The 19978-nt window shown below is 52.0% G+C and carries 20 protein-coding genes; 2 read left to right on the top strand and 18 right to left on the bottom strand.

Annotated elements, in window-relative coordinates; translation table 11 throughout:
* Window positions 1-22: 22 nt before the first annotated feature.
* From NFR57_RS01050 to rplU, 13 genes are all read right to left on the bottom strand, one after another.
* On the bottom strand, window positions 23-1015 hold the full coding sequence (locus NFR57_RS01050; protein WP_251181982.1) for a deoxyguanosinetriphosphate triphosphohydrolase: 993 nt from the start codon (window positions 1013-1015) through the stop codon (window positions 23-25).
* A 66-nt stretch (window positions 1016-1081) separates the two neighbouring features.
* Window positions 1082-3727, bottom strand: a complete 2646-nt coding sequence (gene ppdK, locus NFR57_RS01045) for a pyruvate, phosphate dikinase (RefSeq protein WP_251181981.1) — start codon at window positions 3725-3727, stop codon at window positions 1082-1084.
* A gap of 173 nt (window positions 3728-3900) precedes the next feature.
* On the bottom strand, window positions 3901-4539 hold the full coding sequence (recO, locus tag NFR57_RS01040; protein WP_251181980.1) for a DNA repair protein RecO: 639 nt from the start codon (window positions 4537-4539) through the stop codon (window positions 3901-3903).
* Between the two features lie 200 nt (window positions 4540-4739).
* The gene (gene era / locus NFR57_RS01035) at window positions 4740-6074 is read right to left on the bottom strand and encodes a GTPase Era (protein ID WP_251181979.1); all 1335 of its coding nucleotides are present in this window, start codon (window positions 6072-6074) and stop codon (window positions 4740-4742) included.
* A complete protein-coding gene (locus NFR57_RS01030) occupies window positions 6067-7536 on the bottom strand; it encodes an HDIG domain-containing metalloprotein (RefSeq protein WP_251181978.1) in 1470 nt (489 codons plus the stop codon). Before NFR57_RS01030 ends, era begins: the two co-directional genes overlap by 8 nt.
* The gene (locus tag NFR57_RS01025) at window positions 7505-8479 is read right to left on the bottom strand and encodes a PhoH family protein (RefSeq protein WP_251181977.1); all 975 of its coding nucleotides are present in this window, start codon (window positions 8477-8479) and stop codon (window positions 7505-7507) included. Before NFR57_RS01025 ends, NFR57_RS01030 begins: the two co-directional genes overlap by 32 nt.
* Window positions 8480-8502: 23 nt before the next feature.
* Complete coding sequence (locus NFR57_RS01020) at window positions 8503-10062, bottom strand: sporulation protein YqfD (protein ID WP_251181976.1); 1560 nt, start codon at window positions 10060-10062, stop codon at window positions 8503-8505.
* Window positions 10059-10313 (bottom strand): YabP/YqfC family sporulation protein, encoded by a 255-nt coding sequence (locus NFR57_RS01015; RefSeq protein WP_251181975.1) that lies wholly within the window; start codon window positions 10311-10313, stop codon window positions 10059-10061. The genes NFR57_RS01020 and NFR57_RS01015 overlap by 4 nt, the downstream gene beginning before the upstream one ends.
* Window positions 10314-10366: 53 nt before the next feature.
* Window positions 10367-10879: an NfeD family protein gene (locus tag NFR57_RS01010; RefSeq protein ID WP_251181974.1), complete on the bottom strand. Its 513-nt coding sequence runs from the start codon at window positions 10877-10879 to the stop codon at window positions 10367-10369.
* Between the two features lie 3 nt (window positions 10880-10882).
* On the bottom strand, window positions 10883-11683 hold the full coding sequence (locus tag NFR57_RS01005; protein ID WP_251181973.1) for a DNA-3-methyladenine glycosylase family protein: 801 nt from the start codon (window positions 11681-11683) through the stop codon (window positions 10883-10885).
* A 92-nt stretch (window positions 11684-11775) separates the two neighbouring features.
* Window positions 11776-12054: a 50S ribosomal protein L27 gene (gene rpmA, locus NFR57_RS01000; protein ID WP_251181972.1), complete on the bottom strand. Its 279-nt coding sequence runs from the start codon at window positions 12052-12054 to the stop codon at window positions 11776-11778.
* Between the two features lies 1 nt (window position 12055).
* Window positions 12056-12373 carry a ribosomal-processing cysteine protease Prp gene (locus NFR57_RS00995; RefSeq protein WP_251181971.1) on the bottom strand — a complete coding sequence of 106 codons (318 nt, stop codon included), beginning with the start codon at window positions 12371-12373 and terminating at the stop codon, window positions 12056-12058.
* Window positions 12370-12672, bottom strand: a complete 303-nt coding sequence (gene rplU, locus NFR57_RS00990; RefSeq protein WP_251181970.1) for a 50S ribosomal protein L21 — start codon at window positions 12670-12672, stop codon at window positions 12370-12372. Before rplU ends, NFR57_RS00995 begins: the two co-directional genes overlap by 4 nt.
* Window positions 12673-13002: 330 nt before the next feature.
* On the opposite strand from rplU, the gene NFR57_RS00985 reads away from it, so the two are divergent.
* Complete coding sequence (locus NFR57_RS00985) at window positions 13003-14283, top strand: Gfo/Idh/MocA family protein (protein WP_251181969.1); 1281 nt, start codon at window positions 13003-13005, stop codon at window positions 14281-14283.
* A gap of 31 nt (window positions 14284-14314) precedes the next feature.
* Here the strand turns inward: NFR57_RS00985 and NFR57_RS00980 are convergent, their stop codons facing one another.
* On the bottom strand, window positions 14315-15142 hold the full coding sequence (locus NFR57_RS00980; RefSeq protein WP_251181968.1) for a helix-turn-helix domain-containing protein: 828 nt from the start codon (window positions 15140-15142) through the stop codon (window positions 14315-14317).
* A 119-nt stretch (window positions 15143-15261) separates the two neighbouring features.
* Here NFR57_RS00980 and NFR57_RS00975 point away from each other — a divergent pair, with 119 nt between their 5' ends.
* Window positions 15262-16326: a phosphotransferase enzyme family protein gene (locus NFR57_RS00975; RefSeq protein WP_251181967.1), complete on the top strand. Its 1065-nt coding sequence runs from the start codon at window positions 15262-15264 to the stop codon at window positions 16324-16326.
* A 12-nt stretch (window positions 16327-16338) separates the two neighbouring features.
* On the opposite strand, the gene NFR57_RS00970 is transcribed toward NFR57_RS00975, so the two are convergent.
* The 4 genes from NFR57_RS00970 to cdaA all read right to left on the bottom strand — a co-directional run bounded on the left by NFR57_RS00970 (window position 16339) and on the right by cdaA (window position 19910).
* Window positions 16339-17652, bottom strand: coding sequence for an aspartate kinase (locus NFR57_RS00970; protein WP_338022256.1), 1314 nt, complete (start codon window positions 17650-17652; stop codon window positions 16339-16341).
* A gap of 111 nt (window positions 17653-17763) precedes the next feature.
* Window positions 17764-18915 carry a DUF1015 family protein gene (locus NFR57_RS00965; RefSeq protein ID WP_251181965.1) on the bottom strand — a complete coding sequence of 384 codons (1152 nt, stop codon included), beginning with the start codon at window positions 18913-18915 and terminating at the stop codon, window positions 17764-17766.
* Between the two features lie 2 nt (window positions 18916-18917).
* Window positions 18918-19058: a hypothetical protein gene (locus tag NFR57_RS00960; RefSeq protein ID WP_251181964.1), complete on the bottom strand. Its 141-nt coding sequence runs from the start codon at window positions 19056-19058 to the stop codon at window positions 18918-18920.
* A gap of 6 nt (window positions 19059-19064) precedes the next feature.
* Window positions 19065-19910 (bottom strand): diadenylate cyclase CdaA, encoded by an 846-nt coding sequence (gene cdaA / locus NFR57_RS00955; protein ID WP_251181963.1) that lies wholly within the window; start codon window positions 19908-19910, stop codon window positions 19065-19067.
* Window positions 19911-19978: the final 68 nt, after the last annotated feature.

Below are 19978 nucleotides of genomic sequence, written 5' to 3'. Positions count from 1 at the left end.
CGACCAACGCCGCACGCCTATATTACAGCTTCGACCAATTTTGCGGCACGGTTATGCTCTCGAATTTACAAACGGCGTATCTGTCGGACATGGTCGATATATAGTCGCATACGCGCCTTGCGATAGGTTCGGACTCGTAAATGAACTGTTTGGGCATTTCGTTTTCGTGATCGCAATAGTACAGGTACAGATATTCGATCATCTTGATTGCCTTTTTTTCTTCCGATTTCGCAAGCGGTGAAGTATAAACTTTATCGAACATGTATTGCCGAAGTTCGTTCATGCCCTGCGCAAACTCCGCGGTCTGCGCAACTGTATTTTTGCCATAACTTTCGGTTATTATATCGGAAATCATGGACGAAATGCGTTTGGAGTGACTGTCGCCGAATAAATCCGTAAAACGCTTGGGAATATCGTTTGCCGCGATAACTCCGCCGCGCACCGCGTCGTCTATATCGTGGTTTATATACGCTATTCTGTCCGCAAAAGCAACGACGTTGCCTTCGAGCGTAACGGCTTTGCCTTCGCCCGTGTGGTTGAGTATGCCGTCGCGCACCTCGAACGTGAGGTTCATGCCCTTGCCGTCGTTCTCGATACAATCGACCATGCGCAAGCTCTGCTCGTTATGCGTGAAATGCGTGAACTTGCCGAGCGCGCGCTCGCCGGCATGACCGTAAGGCGTGTGACCGAGGTCGTGACCGAGCGCGATTGCTTCCGTCAAATCCTCGTTAAGCCGCAAACTGCGCGCAATAGTGCGCGCAATTTGGCTTACTTCGAGTGTGTGCGTAAGGCGCGTTCTGTAATGATCGCCCTCGGGCGACAAAAACACTTGCGTTTTGTGCTTTAAACGCCGAAACGCCTTACTGTGGATAATTCGGTCGCGGTCGCGCTGAAATTCGGTGCGCAAAGGACAGGACGGCAACGGACGCGCGCGTCCCCTGCTGTCGCAGTCCTTACACGCATAAGGCGACAAATATTTGTCTTGAATTTCATATACGATCGCTTTGTAGTCCATAAGTATTCCAAAAGCCGAAACAGCTTTTATAGGGCGTTTCGGCTTTATCGAAATCCGGATTTTTAATTACTTTCTCGGATTTTTGATGTTAGCTTGCGCTGCGGCAAGTCTGGCGATAGGCACGCGGTACGGCGAGCAGGACACATAGTCCAAACCTATCGCGTGGCAGAACTCGATAGACGAAGGATCGCCGCCGTGTTCGCCGCAGATACCGCAATGCAGTGTTTTGCGTTCGCCCTTGCCGAGCTTGACCGCTGTTTCCATGAGCTTACCGACGCCTACCGTGTCGAGCTTTGCAAACGGGTCGAACTCGTAAATCTTGTTGGCATAGTAGCTAGGCAAGAACTTGCCCGCGTCGTCGCGGCTGAACCCGAACGTCATTTGCGTGAGGTCGTTGGTGCCGAAGCAGAAGAATTCCGCTTCCTTGGCGATCTCGTCGGCGGTGAGCGCCGCGCGCGGGATTTCTATCATGGTCCCGACTTCGTATTTAAGGTTGACGCCCGACGCCTTGATAACTTCGTCCGCAGTGTTGACAACCGTCTTTTTAACGAACGCCATTTCTTTGACTTCGCCGGTAAGCGGTATCATGATTTCGGGAACGACTTTCCACTTGGGATGACGTTTCTGCACCGCGATTGCGGCTTTGATAACCGCTTTGGTCTGCATAACCGCAATTTCGGGATACGTGACCGTAAGGCGGCAACCGCGGTGACCCATCATCGGGTTAAACTCGTGCAAGTCGGATATAAGCTGTTTGATTTGTGCAACGGTCTTGCCCTGCGTTTTGGCAAGCGCCGCAATGTCCGCATCGTCGGTCGGAACGAACTCGTGCAGAGGCGGATCGAGGAAACGGATTGTAACGGGCTGACCTTCGAGCGCTTCCATAAGTCCCTCGAAGTCTGCTTGTTGCATGGGCTCGATTTTGGCGAGCGCCGCTTCGCGTTCTTCGACGGTGTCCGAGCAGATCATTTCGCGGAACGCGCCGATACGCGTCGGCTCGAAGAACATGTGCTCGGTACGGCAAAGACCGATACCCTGCGCGCCGAACGCCGCGGCTTGTTTCGCGTCGTTGGGGGTGTCCGCATTGGTGCGAACGCCGAGCGCTTTGTATTTATCGGCAAGCGACATAATTCTGCCGAAGTAGCCGGAGTTGGGGTCGGCGGGAACCGTGGGGATCATTATGTCGTAAATGTTGCCCGTAGATCCGTCCAAAGACAGCGCGTCGCCCTCTTTGTAAACCTTGCCGCCGAGGGTGAAACGCTTGTTTTCCTCGTCCATCTTGATGTCGCCGCAACCGGACACGCAGCAAGTTCCCATGCCGCGCGCAACGACCGCCGCGTGCGAAGTCTGTCCGCCGCGAACGGTAAGAATACCCTGTGCGTACTTCATGCCCTCGATGTCCTCGGGGCTGGTTTCCAAACGGACAAGAACAACCTTGTTGCCTTTTTTGCCCTCGATAACCGCGTCTTCCGCAGTAAATACGATAGAGCCTGCCGCCGCGCCGGGGGACGCCGCAATGCCTTTGCCGACTACATTGCTCTTGTCGGCGGCTTTGAGCGCTTTCGGGTCGAACTGCGGGTGCAAAAGCATATCGAGCGATTTGGCGTCGATCTGCATCAACGCTTCCTGCTCGGAAATCATTTTTTCGTCGATAAGGTCGCAAGCGATCTTGATAGCGGCGGCGGCGGTGCGCTTGCCGTTACGGGTTTGGAGCATGTACAACTTGCCCTGCTCGATAGTGAACTCCATGTCCTGCATGTCGCGGTAATGGTTTTCGAGCGTGTTGCAAACCTGCAAGAACTGCTTGTAAACGTCGGGAAGAACTTCCGCCATTTTGGAAATGGGCATCGGCGTGCGAACGCCTGCAACGACGTCTTCGCCCTGCGCGTTCATAAGGAACTCGCCCATAAGACCTTTTTCGCCCGTGGCGGGGTTACGCGTGAACGCAACGCCCGTGCCGCAATCGTCGCCCATGTTGCCGAAAGCCATCATCTGGACGTTGACTGCCGTGCCCCACGAATACGGAATGTCGTGGTCCATGCGGTAAATGTTTGCGCGGGGGTTGTCCCACGAACGGAAAACGGCTTTGATAGCCTCGAACAACTGTTCTTTCGGGTCGTTGGGGAACTCTTTGCCGAGCTGGTTTTTGTATTCCGCTTTAAACTGATGAGCAAGAGCTTTAAGGTCGTCCGCAGTCAAGTCCACGTCGAACTCCACGCCCTTTTCTTCCTTCATCTTGTCGATGAGTTTTTCAAAGTATTTTTTGCCGACTTCCATAACAACGTCCGAGAACATCTGGATAAAACGGCGGTAGCAGTCCCACGCCCAACGGGGGTTGCCCGACTTGGTGGCAATGGTATTTACAACGTCCTCGTTAAGACCGAGGTTGAGAATGGTGTCCATCATGCCGGGCATGGACGCTCTCGCGCCGCTTCGCACGGAAACAAGCAAAGGATTCTCTTTGTCTCCGAACTTTTTGCCGCAGATCTTCTCCATCTTGTCGATGTAGGTCATTATTTCTTTCTGAATATCGTCGTTTATTTTACGACCGTCTTCATAGTACTGGGTGCACGCCTCGGTGGAAATAGTGAAGCCTTGGGGTACGGGCAAGCCGATGTTAGTCATTTCGGCGAGGTTCGCGCCCTTGCCGCCCAAAAGCTCGCGCATTTTGGCGTTACCTTCGGTAAAAAGATAACAGTACTTTTTTGCCATTGTTTTTATTCTCCTTGAATATAGTTTTTGTCCACAAAGTAGTTTAACAAAAATAAATAGAAAAAGCAAGCAATTTTACAACTTTTTGCAATTTTTAGAGGATTTTGCCGTATTTGCCCGCAACTATTAGGTCGAATTTTGCAGCGTTTTGTCGCACGCGTAAAAGCCCTTCGCTATTTTCCGTATAAATCTATCGAGTCCACGCTTTTAAGCCCGATGTCGAAGTTGCGTTGAAACTCGCCGCACACGAATTTGAGCGCGCGGCGCGACAGATCCCTGTCGCTCGCCTGCTCGTAACCGTTGCGTTGCGCATAGCCGAGCATTTGCACGGGCGAAGTCGGCTCGCCGCCGACGTATGTATATTCTCTGAAAAACCCCGTAAGCTCCAACAGCCGCGTCATGTATACCGCCGCCTGATAGTACGGGTCGCAATCGGGGCGCAACGCCTGCAACAGCTTTAAAAATTCCAAAAACACGGGCGCGTGCGTTTGCTCGTCGCCGAGCGCCGCAACCGTCGCTTCCGCCGCGACCGAAGCCGCGGTAAAAACTTTCAAGTCCGCGCAAAGCAAAAAACCGTCGCTTATCAGGAACGGGTCTATAACCGTCAAGAACGCGCCCTTATTGGCTGTGAGCCGAGCGTCGTAAACGGTAAACTCCTGCGCAAACGGTTTTAACTTTGCTTTCGCTTTTTTCACGCCGCGAAGCAACACGGTAACCATACCGTGCTCTGCGGTAAGCACTTTTGCCAGCCTGTCGTTTTCGCGGTAATCGCTTATTTTAAGCGTAACGCATTTATCGGTAAAATCAATCATTGCGCCCTCTTTTCCGCGAAAACTTTTGCTTGGTATATCCTAACGCTTTTCGTTGGATTTTTCGCGTTCTTTTACATACATGGAATAGTACCGCGGTTCGCCCGTCGAGCAAAACAAATCCCAAAACATCTTTTCGTCGTTTTCCATAATAATCCCTCCACCGTTATTTTGCATATCGGCAAAGAAAATATGCGCCGCGACTAATAACCTATGTCTTTGAGTATGTCCGATCGATCGCGCCAGCCCGTGCGCACCTTGACAAACAGTTCGAGGTAAACGGACTCGCCGAGCATGCGCTCGATGTCGCGCCGCGCCGACTGACCTATGCGTTTTATCATTTCTCCGCCGTCGCCAATCGCTATTTGTTTATGCGACTGCTTGTCGACTATCACGTCGCACGAAATGCGTATGGGTTGCGCCGATTCGTCCACCTGTCTGACGCTTACCCCCACGCCGTGCGGGATTTCGTCCTGCAAAAACAACAACGCCTTTTCGCGCACCGTTTCCGCTATTAAAAACTTAACGGGTCTGTCTGTATACTCGTCCGCCGGAAATAAGAACCCGCCGTCCTTGCACTCCTCGAACAGCGCGGCTTTAAGCACGTCTATATTTCTGCCCGTTTTACAGCTTGTGGGGATAACGTCCTTGACGGACTTACCCTCGCCCCGCGTCATGAGCGGGTTTAGTTTTTCCAAAATGGGATAAACGCCGTCGTAACCCTTTAAGTCGGTTTTGTTTACCGCTATATACAGCGGCGCTTTGCATTTAAGCCGTTCGGTTATAAGTTTTTCGTCCGCCTCGGTCATGCCTTTCGTGCTGTCGAGCACCACCAGTACAACATCAGCGTCGCCGCCGAGCGAGCTTCGTATGCTTTTGTCCATGTGTTCGTCCAGTTTGGTGCGCGGTTTAAACATACCCGGGGTGTCGAGGAATATTATCTGCCTGCTACCCTCGGTGCAAATCCCCGTTATTCTGTCGCGCGTCGTTTGCGGCTTGGGCGAAACTATGGAAACTTTTTCGCCTACTATCGCGTTTACTATGGACGACTTGCCCGCGTTTGGTCTGCCGACAACCGCGACCACTACCGATTTATCCTGTTCGGCGAGCGCAGCTTCTTCGAGTTCGCGCATTTTCGCTTTGTCGTTTTCGTCGATATGATCGTAACCGAGCAAGTGCAACATGCCGTGCACGAACAAATAATTGACCTCGCGCGCGCCCGTGCCGTACTCCTCCGCCTGACGCGCCGCCGCGTCGAGGTTTATGGCTATTTCGCCCAAAACGACAGCTTTTTGCTGCTCGTCGTAATCGTTAGGATAATTTTTTCGCGTAAAATCGACTATCCTGTCGAGCGCGGGATAACTCAACACGTCCGTCGTGCCGTCCACGCCGCGCGTCGTCTTGTTAAGTTCGCGCATACTCGCGTCGTCCGTAACCGCTATATCGACGGTTGCGTCGCCTTTGAGTTTGAGCATGTGAAAAATAATTCCCGCAAGCCTGTTGAATCCCGCTTGCACTTCTCCCGTGAGTTTAAACATTTATGCCGCCGCGTCCGATATTGTATTTTATGCGTTTGTGGAACAATCCGCCGAACGCGCCGACAATCGCCTCGCGTATCGCCGTCAAGTCTTTCATCGTTATTTCGCAGTTGTCGAACTGTCCGAGCTTTAACCGCTCGTCAATCATGCCGCGCAACAGCTTGTCCACCTTTTCGCCCGTCGGGTTGTCCATGGCGCGGATCGCCGCTTCCGCGGAATCGCAAATCATGATGATCGCGCCTATCTTGCCCGTGGGGATTTCGCCGTAATAGCGGTATTCGTCCATATCGACGTCGCCGTCGGTAAGAGACTTCGCTTTATTGAAAAAGTACATAATCGGCAATGTGCCGTGATGTTCTATCGTAACGCGCGCCACTTCCTCGGGTATGCGGTACTTTTTGCACAGCTCGTATCCGTCGACCGTGTGCTTGCGAATAATTTCCGCGGACACCTCGGGCAGAATTTCGTCGTGAGGGTTGTAGCCCGCCTGATTTTCGGTAAAATATTCGACGTTATTGAGCTTGCCTACGTCGTGATAGTAAGCGCACGCGCGCGCAAGATAAGTATCCTCGCCTATTGCATCGGCGCAGATTTCGGCAAAGTTGGCTACCGCCAAACAGTGGTTAAACGTTCCGGGAGCTTCCGTGCTCAACCTGCGAATAAGCGGCGCTTTGTGGTTGGTAAGCTCCATAAGTTTATAGTCGCTCGTAAGATTGAAAATCCACTCGATAATAGGCTCGATAACCGCTGTAAGCAACAGTTCGCCCGCGACCGAAAAACCTATATACATGACGTTATCGAAAAACGGTTTAAAGTCGAGCTTGTACGTGGACAGCAACACGCCGTACACCAACAACGTGACAACGCCCGTAACGAACGAACGCAATACAGACACGGCGCGCGTCATGTCCGACGGGAACGAATACGTTGCGACCGCGCCGCAAATCATGCCCGCGAGCAGAGTAAACGCAACGGCGGGAAATTGACTGTAATCGAGCGTAGCTATTAACACGAACGACGAAATCCAGCACGAAAACGCATTAAGGACAAACGCGTCGCTCCGTTTGGAAAACGGCAACACAAGCATTGACGTAAGCGCGACGCATATCAAGTACGGATTGAACGCGACCACAACTATATTCACGACTACTACAAAAGTAAATATAGCCATTAACGCGCCCGCGCGTTTTAACGAAAACAGTAATTCTTTGCGCGATACGACCATATACACGTACAGCGCGACAAGAAAAAACGCAAATACGAATACGTACAGCGTGTATGCTTCCGTATCGTTCATGCCGAATATGCCCTTACCCGGACTTACGAAGTGCACAAACAATACGAGCGTTATGTAAATAACGGCGAAAACTATCGCAAAAATTCCCGCAAGCCAAAAGTACGCGCCGCGCGGCGGTTCGTATGACGTTGCGCTATTGTCGTTCGGTTTTTCCGCTTCCCGCATGATTTCTCCTTTGAGTTGTCTGTCTGTTGTAATTATTGTACGCTTTGACTATTTTCATAACAAGCCCGTGCCGCACTACGTCGTCTTCCGACAGCCGCACAAACGCTATGCCGTCCACGTCCTTTAAAACCTGTTCCGCTTCGACAAGCCCCGACGGTTCGCCGCGCAAGTCGATTTGCGTAACGTCGCCCGTCACTATGGCGCGACTGCCTTCGCCGAACCGAGTCAAAAACATTTTCATCTGTTCGGGCGTGGTGTTCTGCGCTTCGTCGAGAATAATAAACGCGTGCGACAGCGTTCTTCCACGCATGTACGCGAGCGGCGCGATTTCCACCGTACCGCGCTCGATTAGTTTTGTATAGTCCGCGCCGAACATTTCGCCGAGCGCGTCGTACAGCGGCTTTAAGTAAGGATCGACTTTCATTTGAAGATCCCCCGGCAAAAAGCCCAATTTTTCGCCCGCCTCGATTGCGGGGCGCGTGAGTATTATTCTGTCCGCCTGTCCTTTCTTGACGGCGTTAGCCGCCATGGCAACGGCAAGATAGGTCTTACCCGTGCCCGCCGGACCTATCGCAAAAGTCAATAGATTGGAGTTTACAGCGTCCACGAATTTTTTTTGACGCAACGTCTTCGCGTAGATTTTTTGCCCGTGCGCGTTTACGCATACGGGTTGAGCGGAAATATTTTCTATCCCGTCGGGATCGTCCGTCAAAATGTCGAAATATCTGCGGACGGTGTCGGGCGTGACGTGCTCGCCTCGGCGAACGGCGGCAATAAGTTTATCGAGCATAAGCTCCGCCGTTTCCGTATTTTTCCCGATTATTTCCACGCTGTCGGCGGCGGTGCGAACAGTCACGCCGCACAGCTCCTCCAACGCCTTTATATTCGCGTCATACGCGCCGAACACGGCGCGCAATTCGTCGTTGTGAATACTCTTTTTCAAAACGTTTTTACGCTCTCCGAAGTTTATGTAATTGCTTGCGGCGGGGCTTGTTCTCTTTCCACGCCGCGGGATATAAGCGCTTCGCCGCTTAAAAATACGTGTACGGAATACAATCCCGCAACAGACTGCGTTACGTTATACGAATACTCGAAGTCGCCTGCAAAATTCATTTCTTCGATTTTTGCCGTCGCATAGTCGCGCGCCACTTCGTCAATGTCGCGTTCCGCTTCCACGGGCGCGGTTTCGTAAAACGTGTATGTCGTGACGTACAGCGGTATCAACACGTCATAGTTTGCCGTGTGCGCGACCGTTTCATACGAGGCGTAAGGCGATTTAACCTTGCCGATCGAATGTCCGAACAAACCGAACACCGTCTTTTTACTCGACTTGCCCGTGCGCCGATACTCCACCGCCGCGCGCGAAACGTCCGCGCTGAACGTTACGGAAACTTTGCCGTATATTTCCGCGTCGCAGTCCGCAGTGTACAAAAGTTCGCCGCTTGTGGAATACACGTCGCCGTTAGCCAGCATGTCGCCGCGCTTGACTATATCGCCGCGCGCCACCGTCGCCGTGCCGCTCCGCATAATTATGCGAGTGACCGTCGCGTCGTAATCGGACACATACGCGCCGTTTTTGCCGTGCGCGATATAATCCTTTGCTTCGAGAACGCGGACGTATAACGTCGTGCCCGAAATTTCGCACGACGCGTCGGCAACGCCTTCCAGCCCGTCGAGCGCGGACGGCGCAATCGGCGCAATATCCGATTTTTTCCGTCCCACGCGCACGCCTACGCTGTTGAGCGCGCTCTCGATTGCCGCCGCCGACAGTTTTTCGTTGCCGTCGATTTCTATGCGCCAAACATATCCGTATGAAATGTACAGCCCCGCGACCGAAGCTACCGCGCCGAGCAAAAGCCCCGCGCGCGACAGCCAGAACGCCATTCTGCGCCCCATGCCGTACTTCTCGCCCGCGTCGTAATTATAACACATTTCATCTAAAATAGCAATAGCTTTGGGCATGTCTTTTTTTCGTATTTTAAAGCGTGTTTTCCCGCCCACGGCACGCAGATCGCTCACCGTAATACCCGCCGCGGACAGCCGTGCCGCGACCGACGTTTTGTCGCCGCTCACCGCTAACTCCGTCCTCGGCAATATGCCGTAATTGCGATAATTAAATCCGTCGGGCAGGTTTTTTAGTTTGGACTTAATCACGGCATAAACCGCTTTACGCTTTTTAAGCCGAGCGGCGGCAAGCTCCTCGCGCGCTTTTTTCAGTTTTGCGCGCTCCGCCTCGCGCTCCTTTTTCATTGCGGCAACCGCGTTTTTATGCCTCTGCCGTTCGATATCGCGTTGCGCCTTTGCCTGCGCGTTCTCGCGCTCTTTCCTGTCGGCTTCCATCTTTTTGCGCCGCGCGTTTTCGAGATCGCGTTGCGATTTCAGTCTGCGCCGTTCGCGCTCCTCGCGTTCCTTTTGCGCCGCTCGCTCCGCCGCCTTTTCCGCTTTACGCTTGTCCGTCGCCGAAGCGACAGCTTTTCGGCGTTGTTTATTATCCCTGTCCGCGACTGTCGGTTTGACGTTTTTCATAGATCGTTCACCGTAAATCCCGTAATTTTACCCGTCACCGCGGCACAATCGCTCGACAATTCCTTAACGGCAAGATTTTCGCCGCAAACGGAAATAAGCGCGTTGGGCGCTTTGAAAATCATTTCCGTTTCGTCTATCTTGACGGGGCGCGCGCTTTCTATATAAAACGCGTCGCGCCCGAACAGCACCGCTTGGAATTTAAATTCCGCGGTTTTTGAAAACACTTTTGCCGCTTGCTCTATAAAACTCATAACGGTACATATTATGAATTTTATCGCCGCGGTAGAACATTGCCGTTATTTACTTACGCTTCGCTGTCCGCCTGCGCGACGCGCTCGACAATTATCTTGTCGGGCGTAATTCCGGTAATCCTAACGCGCTCGCCCTGCTTTATGGGCGTTTCGCTGTACACTACAAGGTTAATATCGTTGATAGTCGCGTTGCCCGTTAAGTCTATGGGAGTGTTGGCAACACCCACGCTGTCTATAAGCGCGTTATACCGCCTGCGCCGCGCGCCCGCGCGTTCTATACGCGCCACTTTAAGCCAGTCGCGCTTTTGCGTTGCGATAGACACAATATGCACGCAGAACAACAGCACGCATGTCAACATCACAAACATAAACGCTTCGCCCGCCGATCCGTAAATCATGCGCGAGATGAACGCCGCGCCGAGAAGTCCCAGTCCGAGGCTGTAAGCAACGCCATGCATCGGTTGAAAAAACTCGATGCAAAACAGTATAAAGCCCGTTATCCACAGGCATACCGTAAGCATATTTATCGAGCCGAACAGCTCTTTAAAACTCTCGGTCGGCGACATAATTTAATTATTCCGTAGTATGGCGTTATAGTAAAACAAAACCTGTTGAGCGTAACCCGCATACGTGCCGTACTTTTCCATGACGCGCCGACGGAGTTGCGATTCCGTTTCCATGCCCTGCCGTTGCGTTTTGAGCATCCACGTATCGACGGGAAAAACCTCCAACCGCCCGAGCGAAAACAAGGTGACGCAGTCCGCGACCTTGCGCCCCACTCCCGGCAACGACATGAGCATTTTTTCGGCGTCCGTCGTGTCTGCGGCGTGCAGTCTGTTGAGTATATCCGTTTGCGCGCAAATTTTTGCGCTGTCCGATATGTACTGCGAACGGTAGCCGCAACCTATTGCGTTGAGCTGACGAAGCGGTATTGCGGCGAGCTGTTTGGGCGTGGGAAAAACGTCGCCGTACAACCCGCACAGCCTGTTTATAATAGCCTTAATGCGCGGAATATTGTTGTTGGCGGAAATTATAAACGATATTATCGTTTCAAACAGCGGTTGACGCAAAATGCGCAACGCGCCGCAACTTTCGAGCGCGGGACGAAGTTCGGGAAAACGCGACAGCTCGCGCTTGGTGCGGTTCACGTCGCGATCGAGATTGAAAAAATTGACGAAATAATCGACGGACGCGGTTTCTATTATCACGTCGCTACCCGAAGCGTAAATGTCGCAACTGTGCCCGCCCGACTTGACCGTGTATCCGTTTTCGGTCTTTTCGTAACGAAAAAGCTGACCGCATTCGAGGGTCGCTTTTACGTCCAGCGCAGCCGCGCTCACGGCTATTTTATTTGCTTCGGTCTTATACATCTTATTATTCCTTTAACGGCCTACGCCAAATCGTTTCGCCGCCCGCGCGCGAAAACTTTATTATTGCAAAAAAGGGCTTTAACGCCCTTTTTTTAATTTGCCATCGGGTAAACGCTTACCTGTTTACGATTGTTTTTATTCTCGAACTTGACTTTGCCGTCCACAAGCGCGAACAACGTGTCGTCGCCGCCGCGTCCGACGTTGTCGCCGGGATGAACTTTCGTTCCGCGTTGACGTATGAGAATATTACCGGCCAATACGAACTGACCGTCCGCACGTTTTACGCCGAGGCGTTGCGCGTTACTGTCGCGTCCGTTTTTGGTGGAACCGCCGCCCTTTTTGTGAGCGAATAACTGAATATCTATAAACATATTATGTTTCCTCCAATTTTAGATTTTGCGGATAACCGCTCGATAAGTCCTGTAAGCCAATGCGCATTGCTCGAAGTATTACGTCCGCGTCGTGGTTGTGTTCCCCGTCGGGAACCTCGAACTCGAACTTTGCCGACTTTTTGTCGCGCGTGTATTTAACTTCGCCCGCTATGTCGCTTATGGCAAGATACGCCGTTTGTACGAGAGTCGATACAGCCGCGCACAGTATGTCGTTGCCGCTTTCGGCAAGGTCGCTGTGACCGACGGCGCGCACGCCCGTTATTCTGCCGTTCCTATTGAACAGCGTGACGGTTATCATACTATTGCGTCTATTTTTATGCGCGTATAGTTTTGACGGTGACCCTGTCTTTTACGCACGTTCTTTTTAGCTTTGTACTTAAAGACAACAACCTTGGGAGCCTTGTACTGACGAACGACAGTCGCGCTGACGGTTTTTCCTTCCGCCTCCGCGCCCGCGACGATTTTGTCGCCCTCGCCCGTTAAAAGCACTTTCAGGTTGACGGTAGAGCCGACTTCCGCGTCCAAACGCTCGACGTCGAGAACGTCGCCCGCATTTACGCGGTACTGCTTACCGCCCGTTTCGATAATTGCAAACATAGCATAACCTCCGTTTAGTATTCGCCGTCGGGGTTTCGGAAAAACCGAATTAAAAAACCCTTTTCGTGCGGTTCTCTGCTATTATACACGCCGCGCAAAATTTTGTCAAGCGGAAATCGGGGATAAAAGATATTTTTTATAACCTGTTTCGGCGCGGCGCACCGCATTATCGGCACATTGTCCGCAACCTTTATTCTGCCGACACTGCGCGATATAATCTATGTTATAATGCCGAAATTTATATGTTTTGTGTCAAAAAACATATTTACATATAAACCCGTATGTTTTATACTTGTTTCGACAAAATCTTTTTACGCGGAGGACATAATTATGCCCGACAAAACTTTTACCGCGGCTATTATCGGGTGCGGAAATCGCGGCACGGACGTTTACGGCAATATTATGCACGGAATGCCCGACAAATACAAAATTACGGCGCTGTGCGATATTAACGCCGAACGGCTTGACATTGCAGGCAAAAAGTTCGACGTTCCCGACGCATTGCGATTTATCGACGAAGTCGAGTTTTTTGCGGAAAAGCGCGCAGACGTGTTGGTTATCGCGACGCTCGACGGCGATCATGTGCGGCAAGCCGTCCGCGCACTCGAACTCGGTTACGATATACTGCTCGAAAAACCGATCACAGATAAAATCGAGGAGTGCGAAAAATTGCTCGCGGCGCGCAAAAAGTACGGCGGCAAGATTATTGTTTGTCACGTCCTACGCTACTCTCCCGCTTTTTTGGAGTGCGAAAAAATATTGCAGTCGGGCGAGCTGGGCAGGCTTGTAGCTATTCAAGCGATTGAACAGGTTGCGTACTGGCATCAAGCGCACAGCTTTGTGCGCGGCAACTGGCGCAACCGCGAAGAAACCGCGCCCATGATACTCGCAAAGTGCTGTCACGACATTGACTTGTTGCAATATTACGCGCAGTCGGAGTGCGACAGCGTTTCGTCCGTCGGCGACCTTGCGTATTTCAATCCGGACAACGCGCCCGACGGCGCGACGGCGCGGTGCTATGACTGTCCGCATGTAGATAGTTGCGCATACAGCGCGGTCAAACTCTATGTAGACGATTGGAAGAACAAGGGCTGTCCCGACCATAAATGGCCGCAATGCGTTATCACGAACGCCCGCCCGCTGACCGAGCCCGCGCTGATAAAAGCGTTGCGCGAAGGACCTTACGGCAGATGCGTGTTTGCGTGCGACAACAATGTAGTAGATCACCAACTGTCCGACTTTGTATTTAAAAACGGCGTAAAAGCGTCGCTGTTGATGACCGCTTTTACCGCCAACGGCGGACGCAACATAAGATTTTGCTGTACGCTCGGCGAACTCGTACTCGACGAAGAAAACGGATACATAGCCGTTAAACCGTTTGGCGCGTCGCAACGCGCAATTGATATAAAGTCGCTCGGCGGCGACGCGAACGGCGGACACGGCGGCGGCGATTACGGAATAATCGAAGCGCTTTACGCCGCGCTCAACGGAAATAACGCCGCGGGAGTCACTACGCTCGAACAATCGATAGAAAGCCATTTAATGGCTTTGCGCGCGGAGCAGTCGCGCTTGACGGGCGGAAAAACGCTCGCAGTGCATGACGATAATTAACGCCGGAAAAAAGTTACGTTGTTTTGCCGCGTCAACGGCGCGCCCACTTGGACGGCGAAACGCCGGTGTGCTTTTTGAACGAAGTCGAAAAATAATAAGGATTGGCATAGCCGAGCGAATACGCAACGTCTTTAACGCTGTTCCCCGCTTGCAACAGCTCGCTCGCGCGCTTGATTTTCATAATGTTAAACAGTTCCATTGCGCCCGCGTTTGCATACTTGCGCACCGTCTTTTCGAGCGACGACACGCTCATGTTACACAGCTCGGCAAGTTGCTCGGACGTGCGCGCGGCGGATAAATTGTTTTCCATTTCCGTGACTATCTTAATATAGTTTTGCGCGCTGCCGCCTTTATAGCTTTGCTTGCTCACGCCGTCCGCGTCCATTATTCTTATCAGCGCGCTTTCCAGTCTTTTTACGACCGCCGATGCTTGCGCGGTTTTGCCGTCGAGTATGCCCGACACGCCAATACCCTCAAAAGTAAATATTTGCTTTGCGACGGTAAAAATATCGCCCCACTCTTTAAGCTCGTCGGGATACAGCGAATAAACGCCCGATATGCGCGGAAACTTGCTCGCCTTAAACGTGCAGATCAGTACTTCGTACTCGCCGTCCGCCGCCCAAATGTTGTGGAACTCGTTGGGCTCGTGGATAACCATTTGCCCCGCAGTCAATATATGCACGTCTTTATCGGCGGTTATGCCGGCGCTTCCCGACATTACGCACACGACTTCTATAAAATCATGCACTTCGCCGCCGAACTTGTAGCCGCTCGAAAACTTGTTTCTAAACCAAGTAAACAGCGAATCTATTTGCAAGACCTCGGCTATCGGGCACTCTTCCCAATTATTGTACTTCATTTTCACCGTTATCGAAAATTATATTAAAACCGCAAAAAACGCATAAACATGCAAATTTTGCTATTTAGTCTATATTATCAAATAAAAGTCCGCTTGTCAACGGCATAGGAGCAAACATCATGACGGAATCGCACAGTTCGACGCTTATAGGCATAGCGCAAAAGTTCGATATTACGGGTCGCGTGTCGGACGTTCAAAAATACGGCAACGGACATATCAACAGGACGTATCTTGTAACGACGGACAAAAAGCGGTATATTCTTCAAAAGATTAACGCCGACGTTTTTCCAAACGTCGAAAATCTTATGAGCAATATCGTCGCCGTAACGAATCATTTGCGCAGTCGCGGCGAAAACACGCTCACGCTCGTGCCGACGGTCGACGGCGATTGCTATTTGCGCGACGGCGGCTATCGCATGTACGAATATATCGAAAACACCGTTGCGTTGCAAGCCGCGCGCGACGAAAACACTTTGACTGTGTGCGGCAATGCGTTCGGGCGATTTGTCAACGCGCTGTCGGATTTCGACGCGTCGAGCCTACACGAAACAATCCCCTTTTTCCACGATACGCCGCGCAGGTTCGGTGCGTTTTGCGCCGCGCTCGAAAACGACAAATCCCGTCGCGCACACACATGCGCGCCCGAAATAAAATTTATAAATTCGACGGGCGACACTCTCGACAAAATAATCAAAGGGCTTGCGGACGGATCGTTGCCTTTGCGCGTCACACACAACGATACCAAATTGAACAATATTCTTTTCGACAGCGTTACGGGCGACGCTCGCGCGGTTATAGACCTCGATACGGTCATGTCGGGGTCTATGCTGTACGACTTCGGCGACGCGATACGTTTTGCGGCAAACAAAGCGAGCGAGGACGAAAAAGACGCGAAAAAAGCTAAACTCGATACAAAGCTCTTTACCGCTTACGCGCAAGGATATTTAAACGCGGTCAAAAACAGCGTAACCGATAAAGAAATCGAACTCATGCCATACTCGGCTTATCTAATGACGCTGGAATGCGGCATAAGGTTTTTAACCGACTATTTGGACGGCGACGTATACTTTGCAACGCAATATCCCGAACATAATTTAGTGCGCTGTCGCACTCAACTAAAACTCGCGCACGACATAATGTCGAACGCGAGCACGTTACAAAATATTATTTATTCGATTATTTGACCGCGCCGACTTTTACACCTCGAACTCGCCGTTTAAAGCTACCAACGCGCGCTCGAAGTCGTCGTCGGACACGCCGAGAATAATGTTTATTTCCGACGCGCCTTGGTCTATCATGCGCAGGTTTATATCGGCGTTGGACAGTCTGTTAATCGCGCGCGCCGCCGTTCCCGGTCGGGCTTTCATGCCGTGACCGACAATCGCTATAAGCGCGACGTCCGTCGTAAGGCTGATGTGATCGGGCTTGACTTCGTTCTGTATAGCTTCCGTCAGCGCGTTGACCACGCTTTGCTCGACGGACGAAAACACGACGGTCATGGAGTCTATACCGCTCGGTATATGCTCTATCGCAATGCCGAACTGCTCGAAGCAGGACAGAACGCGGCGCACAAAACCGACCTCGCTGTTCATCATCGATTTGTCGATATGCAACGAGTAAAAGTGTTGCCGCCCCGCTATCGCGGTGATGGGCATTTTTTTTGTGCGCTTGTACTTGCCGCTCAAAAATTCCTCCGTAGGCACTATCTTTGTGCCGCAGGCTTGCGGATTGAACGTGTTTAATATATGAATGGGGATATTCGCCTTGCGCACTGGGAAAATGGATTCGGGGTGCAACACGTTTGCGCCCATGTACGCAAGCTCGCGCAACTCCTTGTACGTAAGCACGTCTATCACCGAAGCGTGCGGCACGACGCGCGGATCGCACGTCATAAACCCGTCCACATCCGTAAAGTTTTCATACAGCGACGCACCGACCGCGCGCGCGATAATCGCGCCCGATATATCAGACCCCCCGCGCGAAAACGTAACTATATCGCCGTTGCCGTTACTGCCGTAAAACCCGGGGATAACCGCGGAGCGCCGCCCCGCAAGACCTATCTTGCACACCGATTCGGTATAGTCGTCGTCGTAAAACTCGCCGTTAAACTTGACGAGTTTTGCCGCGTCCACAAACTCATAGCCCAACAGCTCGGCAAGAATATACGCGCTTAAATACTCGCCGCGCGACACAATATAATCGCGCCCCGCAGTTTCGAGCGCACGCTCTATGCCGTCAAGCTCGGACTTTAAAAATCCGACGGGAAGCCCGACGCCCGCAACTATGTTTTCAAACCGCTCGCGCACGTGCGCAAACAGTTTTGCTCTGTCGGTCGGGCGCGCCGCGGCTACGGCGACGAGCATATCCGTCACCTTGTTTTCGCCGTCCGCCTTACCCGGCGCGGAAACGACGACAAACCGACGTTCCGCATCCGACTTGACTATCCGACTTACGCGCAGTATACTGTCCGCCGTGGACATTGAAGTTCCGCCGAATTTAACCGCTTTCATCAAAAAGTAACTCCGTATATAATATATTCGCAACCGCGAATTAAGGTTATTGTTTTGGAATAACCGAATAAAATTTTTATTCGGACAGTAACGCCGCGCAAAACGCGCGCGTTATTTTATTTTGCGCGCCTCTATGTAATAACGCTTTTCTTCCGCCTCGCCGAGCGAAAATGTTTTTTTGGGCAATACACCGTTTTTAACGACGTATTCAAACAGTTCCGATTTTTGTATGCCGCGCATTTCTATGCCGAAATGCCCCTCGCGTTTCAGCGCGTCCGCGCCGTGCACATATTCGACGTAACCGCCGAAATGCTTTACATACGTTTCGCAAAATTTATCTACGGCGTTAATCGCTTCTATCTTATCCTCGGGCACGCTTATTTCTATGGGATTGGGCGCGTACACAGTCGTCTTGGCATTGCCTTTGACAGCCGAACGCAAACTGTCCATAAACATGACGGGGTCGTCCGTTTTGACAAGCCTGTGAATAGGCTCGAACACAAGCCCGTCGTCGTACACGTTTATTATTTCGACAAGCGCCCTGCCGTTAAACGGCGTGGGATTGTTTACCGCGCAATATTTAGCCGTTGCGAGCGAGTGATTGCCGTCGCCCACAAGCGCGAACAGCTCGCACCCGAACTTGCTTACGGACGCTTTTATTATCTTTTGCACAGCGTCGTCGAGCGCGCGCGCGTCCGTTATCAGTTCGCCCGTAATGTGTCCGCCGCCGCCCCGCAAATCGCCGTCGTACAGCGGAACGCGTTTTGCGCTTTCGCACGCCTGTTTTAACAGATTTTCGCGGTCGTCAACAAGCAACAGTATGTGCGGCAATTCGATGTCAATCGCCTCGCGAATTTTCACACGCGGCGGTATTCTTTCCTCTATGGTGCGCTCGGACGCGCGTATAAGCGTCTGCGCGCCGCTTTTATAATCGTAGTCGCTCAAATCGACGGACGCGACAACGCCCCGCCTGACCCTGCCGTAAGCTGTTTTACGCGTCACGTACACCGCGCCGCAACAGGCTTTAAACCTGTTCGATTGGAGCATGCGCTTCGCCGCCGATTTAATGTTTTCTATGCGCCTGTCCGCGTCCGCCAAAAAGCACTCGGGCAATATCAAATCGAGCGCGGATTGCGCGGGCATGACCGCGGCGAGGTTGTTCCAGTATTCGGGGGCGGCGGAAAACTGATCGCAAGCGACCGCGCCGAAATCGCCGACGTCGCCGTCGGGTATTAAAATTTGGTCGTTAAAATCGACAACCATCGTTACAGTCCCGCGGACAAAGTCCAAATAACCGCGGCGGACACTATCGCAAGAAGTTTCCACCCGATGTTGTCAACGAAGATTTTTTTAAGCACGGCAGCAAACTTGCCGCGCCCGTTTTCGTCCTGTTTATTGTTTTGCATAACGGATTAAGCCTCCCTTCCGCGCTTGCGCCTGCGCGTCGATTCGGGCGTCGCTTGAAGCCCGTATGTTTGTTCGAGTTTATCGGTGAGCATTTGCGAATCGAAATACCGCGTAAGCTCGCCGCCCTGCGCAATGGAAATTACGCCCGTTTCCTCGGACACTATTATCGTAAGCACGTTGTAGTTTTCACTAACGCCTATGCCCGCACGGTGGCGCGTGCCCAGTTCTTTGTCTATCGAATTTGACTGCGACAGCGGTAAGAAACAACCCGCCGCGACAATACGGTTGCCGCGAACAAACACCGCGCCGTCATGCAGCGGCGCTTTGGTATTAAATATACTTTCAAGCAAAGCGCAAGACAAAACAGCGTCCAGCTTTGTACCCGAATCGATAATATGTTCGGGCATATTTTGCGTGGAAATGACTATAAGCGCGCCGACGTTCTTTTTGGACATGTTTTGCGCGGCGCGAACAATATCGTTGATAGCGGCGTGCAACTGCTCGTCCGACACGTCGTAAGCCGTGGTGTACGCCTCGTGCGTATCGCGCGGCGAAGCGATTTTAAGCAAGCCGCGCCGAGCCTCCTGCGGAAACAGCAACAGCACTGCGGCAATAATAATCACCATGCTGTATTTGAGCAAAGTGCCTATGACGGTAAGCCCCAAGTATGGCGAGGACAGCACGACGCCTATCGCGAGAAACGCGAGAATAACAAACACCAAACGTTTGGCGTTGTTCTTCCTCAAAAACACGATCACGCCGTAAATGAGCAATGCGGTCAATGCAATATCGATCGCGCACGCCCACGGCTTATCGACCATTTTATCGTATACTCTCTCGAAAAACCACATACTTTTTACACCTGTATAAATATTATACATTATTGTCGTAGCGTTTTCAATCGTTTTTGCGTATATTT

Origin of the sequence: Anaerocaecibacter muris (genome assembly GCF_943192945.1) — a bacterium.
In the GTDB taxonomy this organism is placed as follows: Bacteria; Bacillota; Clostridia; order Christensenellales; family Pumilibacteraceae; genus Anaerocaecibacter; species Anaerocaecibacter muris.
The sequence above is the reverse complement of the archived record's forward strand: the minus strand, read 5'-3'. Positions and strand labels throughout refer to the sequence as shown.